Raw genomic sequence first — 15,327 nt, 5'->3', positions numbered from 1 at the left:
TTGCTTAGTGAGTGACCGATACCGGTTCGCCGCGTTCCTTTTTTATGTCCTTTGATCGCCTTATTGCCAAATGGCTGGTTCAATCGCAAATAAATGCTAAGAACCTCTATACGGACAGGCTAAAATGCGCGCCCGGCTAACCGCTGATCCTTTTCCAACGCGCCCCACAAGGTTCGCTACGTGATCGAGTTTCAAAACGTCCATAAAACCTACCGGGTCGCCGGTAGGGATATCCCCGCCCTGCACCCGACCAGTCTGACGATTGAGAACGGTCAGGTCTTCGGCCTGATTGGCCATTCCGGTGCGGGAAAAAGTACCCTGTTGCGCCTGATCAATCGCCTGGAAGACTCCAGCGGCGGCAAGATCATCGTCGACGGCGAGGAAGTCACTGCCCTGGACGCCGGCGGCTTGCGGCGTTTCCGTCAGCAGGTCGGGATGATTTTCCAGCACTTCAATTTGCTGGCGTCCAAGACCGTGGCCGACAACGTGGCGCTGCCACTGACGCTGGCGGGTGAATTGTCCCGCAGCGAAATCGACCAGCGCGTCGCCGAATTGCTAGCGCGGGTGGGCTTGTCCGACCACGCCAAAAAATACCCGGCGCAGTTGTCCGGTGGCCAGAAGCAGCGCGTCGGCATCGCCCGCGCCCTGGCGACCAAGCCCAAGATCCTGCTATGCGACGAAGCCACCAGCGCACTGGACCCACAAACCACCGCATCGGTGTTGCAACTGCTGGCGGAAATCAACCGCGAGCTGAAGCTGACCATCGTGCTGATCACCCATGAAATGGACGTGATCCGCCGCGTCTGCGATGAAGTGGCGGTGATGGACGCCGGCGTGATCGTCGAGCAAGGACCCGTGGCCGAGGTCTTCTTGCATCCCAAGCACCCGACCACCAAGCGTTTCGTCCAGGAAGACGAGCAGATCGACGAAAGCGAACAGCGCGACGACTTTGCCCACGTACCAGGGCGCATCGTGCGTCTGACGTTCCAAGGCGAAGCGACCTACGCGCCATTGCTCGGCACCGTCGCCCGGGAAACCGGCGTGGACTACAGCATTCTGGCCGGTCGTATCGACCGCATCAAAGACACCCCCTACGGGCAACTGACCCTCGCCGTCACCGGCGGTGACATGGAGGCGGCATTCGCCCGCTTCACCGCGGCTGACGTCCACATGGAGGTGCTGCGCTGATGGAACTGTTGAATTCATTCTTCGCCAACATCGATTGGCTGGAAATCTGGCTGGCGACCGGCGACACCCTGCTGATGCTCTTTGGCTCGCTGCTTTTCACCGTGCTACTCGGCCTGCCGCTGGGCGTGTTGTTATTCCTCTGCAGCCCGCGCCAGTTGCTCGAAGCCCGCGGCGTTTATGCGCTGCTGTCGCTGATCGTCAACATCTTGCGCTCGCTGCCGTTCATCATCCTGTTGATCGTGATGATCCCGTTCACGGTATTGATCACCGGCACCTCCCTGGGCGTGGCCGGCGCGATTCCGCCACTGGTGGTCGGCGCAACACCGTTCTTCGCCCGCCTGGTGGAAACCGCCTTGCGCGAAGTCGATCGCGGCATCATCGAAGCGACCCAGGCCATGGGCGCGACCACGCGGCAGATCATCGTCAACGCCTTGCTGCCGGAAGCCCGTCCAGGCATTTTTGCCGCGATTACGGTGACAGCGATTACGCTGGTGTCCTACACGGCCATGGCCGGTGTGGTCGGTGCCGGTGGTTTGGGTGACCTGGCGATCCGTTTCGGTTACCAGCGCTTCCAGACCGATGTGATGGTGGTCACGGTGGTGTTGCTGCTGGTGCTGGTCCAGGTCTTGCAAACCGTGGGCGACAAACTGGTTGTGCATTTCTCTAGAAAGTAAGGCCTCGCGGCCAATAAACCATGAGCCGGCCATTCGCTGGCAGGCGCCAAGAGCGGGCGCCCCACAAGGAGTTAGCTGAATGAAAAAACTACTGGTTGCCTTCGCTGCCGCCGCAGCATTTTCCGCCCACGCCGCCGAGACCCTGACCGTCGCGGCGACGCCGGTGCCGCACGCGGAAATCCTCGAATTCGTCAAACCGGCCCTAGCCAAAGAAGGCGTCGACCTCAAGGTCAAAGTCTTCACCGACTACATCCAGCCGAACGTACAGGTCGCGGAAAAGCGCCTGGACGCCAACTTCTTCCAGCACCAGCCGTACCTGGATGAGTTCAACAAAGCCAAGGGCACCCACCTGGTGAGCGTGACCGGCGTGCACCTGGAACCTTTGGGCGCGTACTCCAGCAAGTTCAAGACACTGGCAGAAGTGCCAGGCGGTGCCAACGTGGTCATCCCTAACGACGCCACCAACGGCGGCCGTGCGCTGTTGCTGCTGGCGAAGCACGGGGTGATCACGCTGAAGGATTCCAACAACATCCTGTCGACGACCAAGGACATCACCGAGAACCCGAAAGACCTGAAGTTCCGTGAGCTGGAAGCCGCGACCATTCCACGGGTGCTGACTCAGGTAGATCTGGCGTTGATCAATACCAACTATGCGTTGGAGGCCAAGCTTGATCCGTCCAAGGATGCGTTGGTGATTGAAGGTAACGACTCGCCGTATGTGAATATTCTGGTTGCCCGTGAGGACGACAAGAACAGTGAGGCGATGAAGAAGCTGGCGGCAGCGCTGCATACGCCGGAAGTGAAGGCTTTTATTCTTGAGAAGTACAAAGGGGCGGTTTTGCCGGCGTTTTGAGCTGATCGGGTGGTAAAAAAAAACGGGGCTGCGCGGGAATGCAGGCCCGCTTTTTTGCTCGGAAATACGGCGTTACGGAAAGGCCCTCAAGATCATGGGCATTCATCAAACTTGATTGACATAGTGTTTGTTCCGCAATAATAATTGTCCCCAACGCATGAGGGTTTAACTCTCGTGCCTACCTTCCGAGGCCCGCTTGAGAGAAATCTCTGCGGGCTTTCGTGTTTCTATGACAAGGAGTCCGGTCACTATGACGCATTACGTCGCGTACCTGGATGAGTTCGGGCACGTCGGCCAGTACGTCTCACGCCACCATCCAAGGTACAAAACGCATCCCGCTTTCGGGTTTGCTGGTCTGATCCTTCCAGCTACCGAAATCCGCGAGTTCGCAATCTATTTCTACAAGCTAAAATGCCACCTCCTTGCGTTCGACCTTGCCAACGATAACCCCAAGAATCTGCCCGCCTATCAGTGGGAAAAGAAGGGCTCTCAGCTATACGCCCTCCGCAACGTCACCAAATATGAGCAACTCCGGCGCTCCACGTTCCGTCTCCTGAGCCACATTGAGAAAATCGGCGGTCACGTGTTCTACACAGGAGAGCACAAGACCACTGATCCTGGTGCCCATGACTCCACCGAGACGTTCAAACGGCAGCTTCTGCAGGCCGTGCGCAAAATAGACCGATTCTGCGTACAGAGCGGCTCAACCTTCATGTTGATGCTCGATGAACAACGCTGCGGTAACGAATGGCGGGAAACCAACGTGGAGGTCTGCACGCTGGCCATGTTCGAGGATGCCTCGCAAAAATGCAGGGCACTCATTGAGCCGCCAATTCAGGCCGAAAGCCATCTGTTCCAAACCATCCAGTGCGCCGACTGGATCTGCGGCCTTATCGGGCGCCTGACGGCCTTGTTGGTTGCCCCTGATGAATATCCGGAGCTGGAACCATTCGACAAATATTTTTCTGATCGTATCGCCAAAGTCACAATGCCAAGCAGCGGCCTGGAACATCAGAAGACCGCTGAGGTACCCGCCGAGCAGGCCGGAGAGACTATGCCCGATGCAGCTGGTGCCCTCGCAGGCGACTAATGTCCCTCATGTAAGGCCCATAGAGCGTTAGTAAAGCAAACCCGACACAAGATGTCGGGTTTGCTTTTCGGGAGGATATTTACCTGCTATCGCGGATCGACGTTATCCAACACCCGATTCGTCAGCAATGAACTCAATTCGATCAATTGCTGGATGCCGAGAAGGATATGACGGCGCGGTCCTTCCAGGTCAAAGGCCAGGTTGCTGACCGTCGCGTCGGCTGCCGCCAGGGTTTCGCTGAGGTTGGCGAGGAGGGATTCGTTGTCGGCGCTTTTTGCGACGGTGAAGAGTTGGCCCGGTTGGGACGCATCTTCGGACTTTTCCGGTTTGGGTAGCAGGTAGTAATCCAAGGTGCGTTTGGCGGCTTCGTCGTGTTTTTTGCCCTTGGATTTGCTGCGCGAGGCGGTATGGTACTAAGTCCTGTAAGTGAAGCCGTAACCCTCTAGCTACTAAACAAGGGGTGGCAGCTGTACGCAGGTTAGCGGGAGCTACGCAGCCTTTTTCAGAAATCACTTGCTCCCCAACCCCTATCAGCATTTGCCCATTGTTCAGACCGAATGAACCCTAGGATCTGCTTCATTGTTCTACAACCCTCATGATAAGTTCCCCGCCGCGACCTCTAATGAATAGAGGGCATTCAGGGAGTGAAGTGAGTGATCAAGTCTTTGTTGGTTGGGACATTGCTGGCAATGGCATCAGCATCGGCATCTGCGATGAGTTGCGATAACCCTAGAAACGCCTATGACAGGACATATTGCGCGTCGCTGAAAATGGTTCAGTCGGATCAGGAAATCAACGAGCAATACAAGAAGACGATGAGTGCTCTGAACCCGGAGCAAAAGAAAAAAGTGAAAGCCGCTCAAATCCAGTGGATCAAAATCCGTGACAACGCCTGTTCCAACGATGGCCTGCTCTACCTGGACTGTGCCAATGAGAAGACAGAGGCGCGTATCGTCATACTCAAGGCTGTCGAGCGCGAGTGCCGTGCTGCCGGTTGCGACGACGCTAAGCTGTCGCAAGTCGAGTAACCCGTAAACAATGAGCACGTCGGGCTTGCTCGTGCTCTTTCAAGATTACGCTCCATCCCTTTTGCACCCGTGACTCACTTGCGGGTCGGAATACCCAGGAAAAACCCGACCTAAAGCGTCGGGTTTTTCTCTGGCGGGTTTACCACTATCGCGGCTCAACGCCACGCTCGACCATGGCACGCCATGTCTGCACGCTGGGACGTTCCTGCATCCTGGCATGCCATGCGCGCAATGCGACACATTCTTCAGGAACGGTGAGCTGCACCAGCGAGGCGAAGATCATGCCGCCCAGCACCGCAATATCGGCCATCGAGAACTTGTCACCCGCTACAAAAGGCCGGTCTTTGAGCAGGTTGTCGAAATAGCGCATGCCTCTGATCGCCTTGTCGCCCATTCGGCCGCCCCATTCTGCATTCTGGTACAGCTCGACCTTTGGGCCCAGGCCCGGCGTTGCATGGTGGAAGTACATGCTGACCGCATCGAGAAACTCGATCTCGGCGCGCTTGGTCATCATGTGGATGAGGCCTTTTTCAACAGGTGTTTCGCCCGTCAGCGTCGGTTCGCCGACCAGGCTATCCAGGTATTGGGTAATCGCCGTGCACTCGGCAATCAGCGTCCCATCGCTCAGCTCCAGCACGGGCAGTGTCCCGGAGTAATTGAGGGCCAGGAACTCGGGTTGCTTATGTTCGCCGCTCCAGAGATTCACCGACACGAATTCGATTTTCGAGAGCAATCCCTTCTCCGCCAGCGCTATGCGCACTCGGGCGGGGTAAGGGCCGTTGAACCAATCGTAAATTTTCATCGTAGGAACGGTGTAAACATCAGCGCTCTGTTGTGAAGAAGTCATGATTCGGTTACCTGCCTGTCAATTGGTAGGTAAAAGATTGAGCTGGAGATCGGGCGCTGTCAACCCCCTACCTGACAATTGGCAGGTAAGCAAATCCGGGCGTAGAATCGCGACGACATGAGTGAATCGAATTTCGAAACGAGGCCAAAACGTGAACGAAAATGCTCGAGAAGCCATCTTGGCGGCAGCGAAATCCGCTGCACAACTGCACGGTTACAATGGGATAAATTTCCGTAACATTGCCGAAGAGGTGGGCATCAAGAACGCCAGCATTTATTACCACTTCCCGAGCAAGGCCGGCCTGGCCGCGGCGGTTGCTGAACGCTACTGGCAGGACACGCGGCGGGTGCTTGAAGGGATCCGGGCCGGCAATACCGATCCTAAGGAGTGCGTGCAGCTGTACGCCGCCATTTTTCGAACGTCGCTTCAGGACGGCAACAAGCTTTGTCTGTCCAGCTTCATGGCAGCCGAATACGAAGACCTTCCCGATGAGGTGTCGCGAGAGATCAGGACCTTTGTGGACGGTAACGTAACGTGGCTTGCCCAGGTATTGGCAGATGCCGGAACTGGCGGCACGCAAGAATGTGAACGCCGAGCCCTCGCTATTTACACCGCTGTGGCTGGTGCTCAGTTAATCGCGCGAACTCGGGCGGATGTGAGCCTGTTCGATGATTTGATATCGAGCTATCAGGAGGCGGGATTGATGCCTGCCTGATCCGGTAAAGCAGACGATGCGATTTGTCTGTAGGAATGGTTGGCGCTGCTTCGCAGCCCAGCGGGAACAAGCTCCCTCGCCACGGGGTTCGGTTTAATCGGGATATCGGGACTGTGGGTGTAATTCAGTTGTTCGCCTTACTGGCAGGGTGCCACAATCGCTCTCTTTCAGTTGCGTCACGATCAGGTGGATCACATGGACTGCCCAGGATCTCGGAATGACCAGGCTTTCTTCATAGCCGAGCAGGTGCGAACTGACCGACTGCAGCAACTGTTTCGCCAATCGGTTTCTGCGGTGTTCGGGAGCTACCTCGCTGCCATCATGCTGTGTTGGCTGTGCTGGGATCGCTTTGAACACAGCGTCATCTTTTGGTGGTTGGCCATCTTGACTGGCTCGACGCTGTTGCGCATTTCGTTGTTCGTTGCCTATGTTCGCAGCGACGAAAGCGAGCGCACCCCCCAACGCTGGGAGCGCAAATACTGGATCACACTGGTATTGTCCGCCAGCATCTGGGGAGGAGGCGCATTAGCGGTCATGCCGGCGGACGATCTGTTGTCCCAGGCATTGGTCATGCTTTTTACTGTCGGCATGTCCGTCAGCGCGGTGTCCTGCTACTCCGCCTACCGTGATATGACTCTCGTCTCCATTGGCCTGGTGCTGTTGCCGTGCACCGCCTGGCTGCTGTTTCAACCGTCGCCGATTCAAGTGGGCATCGCACTCTCGATTTTGGTGTTCGCAGCATTTGCCGCCCGCGCTACACACAAAATGTCCCAGGCACTGGAAACCGCTTTTCGACTCACCCGCGAAATGGAACAGGCCAACAGCATTTCAACTCGCGCAGCCCAAACCGATGAATTGACCGGCCTGAAGAGCCGTCGGGCTTTTTTCGAGCATGCCCAACAGCTCTACGACGAATGCAAGGCCAAGCGAGTAGGGTTGTGCGCCGTCATGCTGGACATGGATCACTTCAAGCACATCAACGACACCTACGGCCATCAGGTGGGGGATCAGGTTCTGCGCCAGATGGGGGCGGTCATCAGTTCGTCGTTTCGGGGAACGGATATTCATGGTCGGCTAGGCGGGGAAGAGTTCGCCATCCTGCTTCCGGACACTTCCATCGAAGTCGCTACCCAAATTGCAGAACAGCTCATCGATACGATTGCGGGTTTGATGATCGAGCCTGTTCACTGCATATCAGCCAGCCTCGGCGTCGCGTCGACGGAGGCTTGTAATAAGGACCTTCACAGCCTGATGAACGATGCGGACAAAGCTCTGTATCGAGCAAAGGCCTTGGGGCGTAATCGAGTGGCTGTTGCTTAGTCGGATTGGCTTACATCATCAGTTGGAATTTGATCGTGTCCACGCTCTGCATCACCTTCCAAAAGCGGAACGCGGAGCGTCCCTGGCGGCATTCCCACGCAGGAGCGTGGGAATGATCGAGAAGCCCATCATTCTACTTTGAACGCCCTTTCTCCGAAGGTCTGCAATTGCGCTGGCCCTGCTGATACCCCCTAGCACCTCCTTCCCCTTGAATCACTTCGCGGCCCACACGCTCTGTCGACACGGCGGCGCTTAAAAATAAATTTCCTTTCGGATCAACTGGTTAATTCAAATTCGGCAAATTTTCAAAAATTTATCTTGCGCGCAAACTATTTGTCCGTTAATTTTATCTCAACTGGTTAGCGCACAAACATTTAGCGCAAACCAAATCGATCAAACCAATCAGTAAGCGAGGAAACACCATGAACGTTCTCTATACCGCAGTCGCAACCTCCACCGGTGGCCGTGATGGCCGTGCTGTTTCCAGCGACAAGATTCTCGACGTGAAACTGGCCACACCAAAAGCCCTGGGCGGCGCCGGTGGTGAAGCCACCAACCCTGAGCAGTTGTTCGCCGCCGGTTACTCGGCCTGCTTCATCGGCGCATTGAAGTTTGTCGCCAGCCAAAGCAAACGCAGCATCCCTGCTGACGCCTCAATCACGGCACACGTCGGCATCGGCCAGATCCCTGGCGGTTTCGGTCTGGACATTGACCTGCACATCAATCTGCCGGGTCTGGATCAAGCCGATGCTCAAGCGCTGGTCGACGCGGCTCACCAGGTCTGCCCTTACTCCAACGCGACACGCGGCAACGTCGACGTCCGTTTGCACGTCACCGTCTAACTCACTTCCTCTACGAATAAAAAGGATCAGGACATGAACACTTTCAGCAAAACGCTCGTTGGCTCGCTTCTCGCACTGGCGCTCGGCAATGCATTCGCAACTTCATTTGTTCAACCTACGGTCGCTGAGGGCGGCTCGGATCGACTGATCGATAAACGTGTCGCCGAAGGCGGCTCGGACCGGCTGATCGATAAACGTGTCGCCGAAGGCGGCTCGGACCGGCTGATCGATAAACGTGTCGCCGAAGGCGGTTCGGATCGGCTGATCGAAAAACGTGTCGCCGAAGGTGGCTCGGACCGGCTGATTGATAAACGTGTAGCCGAAGGTGGCTCGGATCGCTTGATCGAAAACCGGGTAGGCTGAACAAACCCTTCAACGCTCCGAAAACGGGTCAAATCAACCCATGTTGCTTCCAAAAGAAAAAACGCCGCTTATCTCTCATGAGGAAGCGGCGTTTTTTTGCAACGTGTCATAGAGCCCTAAACGATGCTATCCACCACACCACCATCCACACGCAACGCCGCACCGGTGGTGGCCGAGGCCTGTTCCGAGCTGGCATAGATGATCATGTTGGCGACTTCCTCGACGCGCGCCGCACGCTGGATGATCGAGGTGCTGCGGTGCTGGTTGACGAAATCCGCCGCGACCTTTTCCAGGCTTTCCCCGCTACGCTCAACGTCTGCCTGGAGCATCTGGGCAACTCCTTCGGAAAGCGTCGGCCCAGGCAGTACCGAATTCACCGTAACGCCGGTGCCGGCGAGGCGCTTGGCCAGGCCGCGAGCAATGGACAGTTGGGCGGTTTTGGTAAAGCCGTAGTGGATCATGTCGGCGGGGATGTTCAGACCCGATTCCGACGAGACAAACACAATCCGCCCCCAACCGCGCTCGACCATGCCCGGCGCGTAGGCCCTGGAAACACGCACGCCCGACATCACGTTGGTTTCGAAAAAGCGCTGCCATTCGCTGTCCGGCGTTTCGAAAAAGTCTTCCTGTTTGAAAATGCCCAGGTTGTTGATGACGATATCGAAGCTTGGGTGCTTGGCGATCAGTGCCTGGCAGCCAGCCTCATGACTAAGGTCACCCACAAAGCCAGCGGCATTTGAAGCAAGGTCGCCCAACCGCTGCAACGCGTCCTCCACGCTGCTCTCGCTGCGACCATTGATGACCACGTGGGCGCCGGACTCGAGGAAGCCTTTGGCTGTGGCGAAACCAATGCCGCTGGAGGAGCCGGTGACTAAGACGTGGCGTCCGGTGAAGTCGATTTTCATGAGGGGACTCCTTGATTAATGAACCAGAGGAAGTGCGATATTTCTGAATGGAGGGTAGTCCGACGGATTTAGAGATGGCTTTGCCATTCAAACGTCACCGATATCGCAGGTTCTTAATCATGGACACGATTGAGGCTTTGCGCCTCCTCGTGATCAATCAGCCATCAGGAAGCCGACCACACCGCCAGCTCATAGCCATCCGGATCGATAAAGTGGAAACGTCGGCCACCGGGGAAAGAGAACACTTCACGGCTGATGATCGCCCCTGCGGCTTGGAGTCTGAGTTGGGTGCCTTCGAGGTCATCCGCGTACAGGATGATCAACGGACCGCCCGGGCGCACAGGTTCACCGGTCGTGAAGCCACCGGTCAGACGACCGTCGCTGAATTCGGTGTAGGTCGGGCCGTAGTCGACGAAACTCCAGCCGAATGCGCTCGCATAGAAGGCTTTGCTTCGGGCGATGTCGCTGACATTGAGCTCGATGTTATCGATCTGGCGGTCATTACCTCGAATGCCCATTGACGCGTCCTTGGCTGATTGGGGATAGGCGAGCTTAGGACATTCAGCCCGCACTGTGCTTGGAAAAATCGACCTCTGTGCCTGAAAGAATGTGTCAGCTTGGTTGGGGCTGCTGCGCAACCCAGCGGGAGCTAGCTCCCTCGCCACAGGGTGAGCCGTTCGGTTGGATATGTGTTGTCTGTCAGGCTCGCTCCCACAGTTTTTCCGGGTTGTTCACAGATATCGCATCCATCACAAATCCCCGTGGGAGCTGAGCTTGCTCGCGATAGCGGTGGGTCAGCTTGCACTGATGTTGAATGGGCCGCCGCCATCGCGAGCAAGCTCAGCTCCCACATGGGTTCTTGGGTGTTCGCATATCCTGCATTCACCACAAATCCCTGTGTCACTCATATGCAGCAACAGGCCTTCAGTACCACCGCGCCTCGCCTGGCGGGCGTTTTTTGAAGCGTTTCATGCTCCACATGTACTGGCTCGGGTAGGCGCGTACATAACGCTCCACAACCTGGCTCATGGCCGCGCAGGCGGTTTCGGTGTCGGTGCTGTACATGGCGTCCGGGGCGGCTTCGAGGATGACTTTGTAGCCGGAGCCGTCCGGCAGGCGCAGGGCGTGGAGGAATACGCCGACGGCCTTGCCGCCGGCGAGCATGTTCGGTACGAACTTGCTGGTCAGGGCCTGGGTGGCGAAGAAGGGTACGAAGATGCCGGCAGACTCGGCCGGTTCCGGGTCGGCGGGAATGCCCACTTGACCGCCCTTTCGGACCTCTTTGATGACGCTGAGGATACCTTCCTTAGTCGACGCCGCGACTTTGTTGCCCAGTTGCACGCGCTGTTTGCGCAGCAATTCATCCACCGCTTTAAGCTTGGGCGGACGGTAGAAAATGATCGGTTTGCACTGGCTGCAATAGAAGTGGTTGAGCACTTCCCAGTTGCCCAGGTGGCTGGTGATGCCCACCACGCCTTTGCCGGAAGCGAGCGCTTCTTTTAATACGTCCAGGCCTTCGACTTCCCGCACCAGGTCGATGGAACGCTGGGCCGGCCAGATCCAGGCGCAGGCGCTTTCGGTCAGGGATTTGCCGATGTCCTTGAGGCTTTGGCCCACCAGGCGTTCGCGCTCGGCCGGGTCCATCTCGGGGAAACACTTGGCGAGGTTGATCCGCACCACGTCGCGGGAACGATTGGGCAGCTTCCACATGAGCCAGCCAATGGCCGAACCCGACGCCTGCACCGCGCGCCAAGGCAGCAGCGCAAACAACCGCAGAGCGCCGACCAGCAAGGCGCCTTTCAACTTATCCACAGGTCACTCCTGAATTCATGGGCGTGTTGCGAGCCGGCTATTCTAACCGCCGTTTGCCAGCTCCGCGTAGCGGTCGCAGTCCTGGGTGTGGTCCATGACCATTCCCGAGGCCTGCATCAAGGCGTAACAAATGGTCGGCCCGACAAAGGTGAAGCCGGCTTTTTTCAGGCCCTTGCTCATCTGCACGGCCTGGGGCGTGATGGCCGGCACTTCGGAGCGGTCCTTGAAGTGGTTGATGACCGGCTTGCCGTCCACGAACGACCAGAGGAACGCCACCGGATCCTCCAGGGCCAGCCAGGCTTGGGCATTGCGCCGGGCCGCATTGAGCTTGAGGCGGTTGCGGATGATGCCGGGGTCGAGCATCAGCTCATCGATTTCTGCATCGCTCATCTGCGCCACGCGCTGCACGTCAAAGCCGAACAGCACTTGCCGGTAGCGCTCGCGTTTGCGCAAAACGGTGATCCAGGACAGCCCGGCCTGGAACCCTTCGAGCAAAAGCAACTCGAACAAACCCTGCGCATCGCGCAGCGGCGTGCCCCACTCCTGATCGTGATAAGCCATGTACAAAGGATCGTCAGAACACCAAAAGCAGCGTGGCATAAGGCTCCAGGGGGCGTGCGCACGAACGAATCGGGTATACTCCCGCTCTTTAAATCGCAGCCCAAGAAACAGGTGAATTTCGTGAGCCAGCCTACGCCAGCCGTGCGTACCTTCCAAGACTTGATCCTCGCCCTCCAGCAATACTGGGCCGAGCAAGGTTGCGTGGTACTTCAGCCCTACGATATGGAAGTAGGCGCCGGCACTTTCCACACTGCCACGTTTCTGCGTGCCATCGGCCCGGAAACCTGGAACGCCGCTTATGTGCAGCCCAGCCGCCGCCCGACTGACGGCCGCTACGGCGAAAACCCGAACCGTCTGCAGCACTACTACCAGTTCCAGGTGGTCCTGAAACCGAACCCGGAAAACTTCCAGGAGCTGTACTTGGGCTCGCTCAAGCACGTCGGCCTCGACCCGCTGGTGCACGACATTCGTTTCGTTGAAGACAACTGGGAATCGCCAACCCTGGGCGCCTGGGGCCTGGGCTGGGAAGTCTGGCTCAACGGCATGGAAGTGACCCAGTTCACGTATTTCCAGCAAGCGGGTGGCATCGAGTGCTACCCGGTGACCGGCGAAATCACCTATGGCCTGGAACGTCTGGCCATGTACCTGCAAGGCGTGGACTCGGTCTACGACCTGGTATGGGCCGACGGCCCGTTCGGCAAAGTGACCTACGGCGACGTGTTCCACCAGAACGAAGTGGAGCAATCGACCTACAACTTCGAACACGCCAACGTCGACAAGCTGTTCGAGTTGTTCGATTTCTATGAAAGCGAAGCCAAGCGCCTGATCGAACTGGACCAGCCGCTGCCGTTGCCGAGCTATGAAATGGTGTTGAAGGCGTCCCACACCTTCAACCTGCTGGACGCACGCCGGGCGATTTCCGTGACTGCGCGCCAGCAATACATCCTGCGTGTACGCACCCTGGCGCGTTCCGTTGCGCAAGCCTACCTGCTGGCCCGTGCCAAGCTGGGCTTCCCGATGGCGACCCCGGATTTGCGTGATGAAGTGTTGGCTAAGCTGGAGGCTGCACAATGAGTGCTCAAGATTTTCTGGTTGAACTGGGCACCGAAGAACTGCCACCCAAAGCCCTGAACACCCTGGCCGATGCGTTTCTGGCCGGTATCGAGAAGGGCCTGCAAGCCGCTGGCCTGAACTTCGAAGCCAAGCATGTCTACGCCGCGCCGCGTCGTTTGGCCGTGCTGATCACCGCCCTGGCGACCCAGCAGCCGGACCGCAGCATCAACCTCGACGGCCCGCCACGCCAGGCCGCGTTCGATGCCGACGGCAACCCAACCCAAGCCGCCCTCGGTTTCGCCAAGAAGTGTGGCGTGGACCTGAGCGAAATCGACCAGAGCGGTCCGAAGCTGCGCTATAGCCAGAGCATCAAGGGCAAGCCGACCGCCAGCCTGTTGCCGACCATCGTCGAAGATTCCCTGAACGACCTGCCGATTCCCAAGCGCATGCGCTGGGCCGCGCGCAAGGAAGAGTTCGTGCGTCCGACCCAATGGCTGGTGATGCTGCTCGGTGACCAAGTCATCGACTGCACGATCCTGGCCCAGAAGGCCGGTCGCGATTCCCGCGGTCACCGCTTCCATCATCCGCAGAGCGTGCGCATCACCTCGCCGGCCAATTACCTGGCCGACCTGCGTTCCGCCTACGTATTGGCTGACGCCAACGAGCGTCGCGAACTGATCAGCAAGCGCACCGAAGAGTTGGCCACCCAGCAGGAAGGCACCGCCATCGTGCCGCCAAGTCTGCTGGACGAAGTGACCGCGCTGGTGGAATGGCCAGTGCCGCTGGTGTGCTCGTTCGAGGAACGTTTCCTTGAAGTGCCGCAGGAAGCGCTTATCACCACCATGCAGGACAACCAGAAGTATTTCTGCCTGCTGGACGCCGAAGGCAAGTTACTGCCGCGCTTCATCACGGTCGCCAACATCGAAAGCAAGGACCCGCAGCAGATCATCGCCGGTAACGAGAAAGTCGTTCGCCCGCGCCTGACCGACGCCGAGTTCTTCTTCAAGCAGGACAAGAAACAACCGCTGGAAAGCTTCAACGAACGCCTGCAGAACGTGGTGTTCCAGGAAAAACTCGGCAGCGTCTATGACAAGGCCGAGCGCGTTTCGAAACTGGCTGCTTTCATCGCTCCACGCATTGGCGGCGACGCCCAGCGCGCGGCCCGTGCCGGCATCCTGTCCAAGTGCGACCTGTCCACCGAAATGGTCGGTGAGTTCCCGGAGATGCAAGGCGTTGCCGGTTACTACTACGCCCTCAACGACGGCGAGCCGCAAGACGTGGCCCTGGCGCTGAACGAGCAGTACATGCCCCGCGGTGCCGGCGCTGAACTGCCGACCACCCTGACCGGTGCGGCCGTGGCCATCGCCGACAAGCTCGACACCCTCGTCGGTATTTTCGGCATCGGCATGTTGCCTACCGGCAGCAAAGACCCGTACGCCCTGCGTCGCGCGGCACTGGGTGTGCTGCGGATCCTGATCGACAAGCAACTGGACCTGGACCTGAACGACGCCGTGGCGTTCGCCGTCAATGCGTTCGGCAGCAAGGTCAAGTCTGCCGGTCTGGCCGATGCGGTGCTGGAATTCATCTTCGACCGCCTGCGTGCGCGTTATGAAGACGAAGGCGTCGATGTCGCCACCTACCTGTCGGTGCGGGCCCTGAAGCCCGGTTCGGCCCTGGACTTCGACCAGCGCGTCCAAGCGGTGCAGGCTTTCCGCCAACTGCCGGAAGCGGCAGCGCTGGCGGCGGTGAACAAGCGGGTGTCGAATCTGCTGAGCAAGGCCGAGCCTACAATTTTCGCCGTACCTGAGGCGCGGTACTTTGATAACGCCGTGGAGTTCTCACTAAACTCGGCTATCCAGCAGGCGTCTACGTCCCTGCAACCGCTGATGGAAAAGCGCGAGTATGCCGAAGCGCTGGCACGCCTGGCAGCACTGCGCGATCCTGTCGATGCGTTCTTTGAAGCCGTGATGGTGAATGCGGACAACGAAGATGTTCGCAAGAATCGCTATGCACTGCTGGCGCGCCTGCGGGGCCTGTTCCTCAATATTGCCGACATTTCCATGCTGGGTTGAGGGG

16 protein-coding genes and 1 pseudogene are annotated in these 15,327 nt (G+C 58.1%); 11 read left to right on the top strand and 6 right to left on the bottom strand.

Features of this window, described 5'->3' with window-relative positions; all coding sequences use genetic code 11:
* Positions 1-180 precede the first annotated feature (180 nt).
* From GKKCFE_RS26085 to GKKCFE_RS26070, 4 genes are all read left to right on the top strand, one after another.
* Entirely contained in the window at positions 181-1,188 is a 1,008-nt protein-coding gene (locus GKKCFE_RS26085; RefSeq protein ID WP_047229777.1) for a methionine ABC transporter ATP-binding protein, read from the top strand.
* Positions 1,188-1,862, top strand: a complete 675-nt coding sequence (locus GKKCFE_RS26080) for a methionine ABC transporter permease (RefSeq protein ID WP_047229776.1) — start codon at positions 1,188-1,190, stop codon at positions 1,860-1,862. The genes GKKCFE_RS26085 and GKKCFE_RS26080 overlap by 1 nt, the downstream gene beginning before the upstream one ends.
* A 79-nt stretch (positions 1,863-1,941) precedes the next feature.
* A complete protein-coding gene (locus tag GKKCFE_RS26075) occupies positions 1,942-2,715 on the top strand; it encodes a MetQ/NlpA family ABC transporter substrate-binding protein (protein WP_188252215.1) in 774 nt (257 codons plus the stop codon).
* A gap of 250 nt (positions 2,716-2,965) precedes the next feature.
* Positions 2,966-3,805, top strand: a complete 840-nt coding sequence (locus tag GKKCFE_RS26070) for a DUF3800 domain-containing protein (RefSeq protein WP_445577286.1) — start codon at positions 2,966-2,968, stop codon at positions 3,803-3,805.
* An 86-nt stretch (positions 3,806-3,891) separates the two neighbouring features.
* Here the strand turns inward: GKKCFE_RS26070 and GKKCFE_RS26065 are convergent.
* Positions 3,892-4,203, bottom strand: a pseudogene (locus GKKCFE_RS26065) (DUF6124 family protein); the annotation flags it as partial.
* Positions 4,204-4,458: 255 nt separating this feature from the next.
* On the opposite strand from GKKCFE_RS26065, the gene GKKCFE_RS26060 reads away from it, so the two are divergent.
* The gene (locus GKKCFE_RS26060) at positions 4,459-4,833 is read left to right on the top strand and encodes a lysozyme inhibitor LprI family protein (protein ID WP_080962942.1); all 375 of its coding nucleotides are present in this window, start codon (positions 4,459-4,461) and stop codon (positions 4,831-4,833) included.
* Between the two features lie 145 nt (positions 4,834-4,978).
* Here the strand turns inward: GKKCFE_RS26060 and GKKCFE_RS26055 are convergent, their stop codons facing one another.
* Positions 4,979-5,680, bottom strand: a complete 702-nt coding sequence (locus GKKCFE_RS26055) for a glutathione S-transferase (RefSeq protein ID WP_410479117.1) — start codon at positions 5,678-5,680, stop codon at positions 4,979-4,981.
* Positions 5,681-5,831: 151 nt separating this feature from the next.
* Between GKKCFE_RS26055 and GKKCFE_RS26050 the strand changes: the two genes are divergently transcribed.
* From GKKCFE_RS26050 to GKKCFE_RS26035, 4 genes are all read left to right on the top strand, one after another.
* On the top strand, positions 5,832-6,395 hold the full coding sequence (locus tag GKKCFE_RS26050) for a TetR/AcrR family transcriptional regulator (RefSeq protein ID WP_047230116.1): 564 nt from the start codon (positions 5,832-5,834) through the stop codon (positions 6,393-6,395).
* A 195-nt stretch (positions 6,396-6,590) separates the two neighbouring features.
* On the top strand, positions 6,591-7,715 hold the full coding sequence (locus GKKCFE_RS26045) for a GGDEF domain-containing protein (protein ID WP_047230115.1): 1,125 nt from the start codon (positions 6,591-6,593) through the stop codon (positions 7,713-7,715).
* Between the two features lie 422 nt (positions 7,716-8,137).
* A complete protein-coding gene (locus GKKCFE_RS26040) occupies positions 8,138-8,557 on the top strand; it encodes an organic hydroperoxide resistance protein (RefSeq protein WP_003196182.1) in 420 nt (139 codons plus the stop codon).
* A 33-nt stretch (positions 8,558-8,590) separates the two neighbouring features.
* On the top strand, positions 8,591-8,920 hold the full coding sequence (locus GKKCFE_RS26035; protein ID WP_445577285.1) for a hypothetical protein: 330 nt from the start codon (positions 8,591-8,593) through the stop codon (positions 8,918-8,920).
* Positions 8,921-9,036: 116 nt separating this feature from the next.
* Here the strand turns inward: GKKCFE_RS26035 and GKKCFE_RS26030 are convergent, their stop codons facing one another.
* The 4 genes from GKKCFE_RS26030 to tag all read right to left on the bottom strand — a co-directional run bounded on the left by GKKCFE_RS26030 (position 9,037) and on the right by tag (position 12,237).
* A complete protein-coding gene (locus tag GKKCFE_RS26030; protein WP_076383157.1) occupies positions 9,037-9,825 on the bottom strand; it encodes an SDR family NAD(P)-dependent oxidoreductase in 789 nt (262 codons plus the stop codon).
* Between the two features lie 164 nt (positions 9,826-9,989).
* Positions 9,990-10,343, bottom strand: coding sequence for a VOC family protein (locus GKKCFE_RS26025; protein ID WP_139048704.1), 354 nt, complete (start codon positions 10,341-10,343; stop codon positions 9,990-9,992).
* Positions 10,344-10,749: 406 nt separating this feature from the next.
* Positions 10,750-11,637, bottom strand: a complete 888-nt coding sequence (locus tag GKKCFE_RS26020) for a lysophospholipid acyltransferase (RefSeq protein ID WP_188252212.1) — start codon at positions 11,635-11,637, stop codon at positions 10,750-10,752.
* Between the two features lie 42 nt (positions 11,638-11,679).
* Positions 11,680-12,237 (bottom strand): DNA-3-methyladenine glycosylase I, encoded by a 558-nt coding sequence (gene tag / locus GKKCFE_RS26015; protein ID WP_076383159.1) that lies wholly within the window; start codon positions 12,235-12,237, stop codon positions 11,680-11,682.
* Between the two features lie 81 nt (positions 12,238-12,318).
* Between tag and glyQ the strand changes: the two genes are divergently transcribed.
* Both glyQ and glyS read left to right on the top strand, forming a co-directional pair.
* Positions 12,319-13,272, top strand: a complete 954-nt coding sequence (gene glyQ / locus GKKCFE_RS26010) for a glycine--tRNA ligase subunit alpha (RefSeq protein WP_022641565.1) — start codon at positions 12,319-12,321, stop codon at positions 13,270-13,272.
* Positions 13,269-15,323 (top strand): glycine--tRNA ligase subunit beta, encoded by a 2,055-nt coding sequence (glyS, locus tag GKKCFE_RS26005; protein ID WP_445577284.1) that lies wholly within the window; start codon positions 13,269-13,271, stop codon positions 15,321-15,323. Before glyQ ends, glyS begins: the two co-directional genes overlap by 4 nt.
* The last annotated feature ends 4 nt before the right edge of the window (positions 15,324-15,327 follow it).

Source organism: Pseudomonas sp. E141, from assembly GCF_052659885.1.
This window is presented reverse-complemented; position numbering and strand designations above follow the sequence as displayed.

What these genes read in the sequence shown, in the direction of transcription:
- GKKCFE_RS26040 (WP_003196182.1), top strand. Translation starts at nt 8,138, where the DNA reads ATGAACGTTCTCTATACCGCAGTCGCAACCTCCACCGGTGGCCGTGAT.
- GKKCFE_RS26045 (WP_047230115.1), top strand. Translation starts at nt 6,591, where the DNA reads ATGGACTGCCCAGGATCTCGGAATGACCAGGCTTTCTTCATAGCCGAG.
- GKKCFE_RS26030 (WP_076383157.1), bottom strand. Translation starts at nt 9,825, where the DNA reads ATGAAAATCGACTTCACCGGACGCCACGTCTTAGTCACCGGCTCCTCC.
- glyS (WP_445577284.1), top strand. Translation starts at nt 13,269, where the DNA reads ATGAGTGCTCAAGATTTTCTGGTTGAACTGGGCACCGAAGAACTGCCA.
- GKKCFE_RS26080 (WP_047229776.1), top strand. Translation starts at nt 1,188, where the DNA reads ATGGAACTGTTGAATTCATTCTTCGCCAACATCGATTGGCTGGAAATC.
- GKKCFE_RS26035 (WP_445577285.1), top strand. Translation starts at nt 8,591, where the DNA reads ATGAACACTTTCAGCAAAACGCTCGTTGGCTCGCTTCTCGCACTGGCG.
- GKKCFE_RS26070 (WP_445577286.1), top strand. Translation starts at nt 2,966, where the DNA reads ATGACGCATTACGTCGCGTACCTGGATGAGTTCGGGCACGTCGGCCAG.
- GKKCFE_RS26055 (WP_410479117.1), bottom strand. Translation starts at nt 5,680, where the DNA reads ATGACTTCTTCACAACAGAGCGCTGATGTTTACACCGTTCCTACGATG.
- GKKCFE_RS26075 (WP_188252215.1), top strand. Translation starts at nt 1,942, where the DNA reads ATGAAAAAACTACTGGTTGCCTTCGCTGCCGCCGCAGCATTTTCCGCC.
- tag (WP_076383159.1), bottom strand. Translation starts at nt 12,237, where the DNA reads ATGCCACGCTGCTTTTGGTGTTCTGACGATCCTTTGTACATGGCTTAT.
- GKKCFE_RS26025 (WP_139048704.1), bottom strand. Translation starts at nt 10,343, where the DNA reads ATGGGCATTCGAGGTAATGACCGCCAGATCGATAACATCGAGCTCAAT.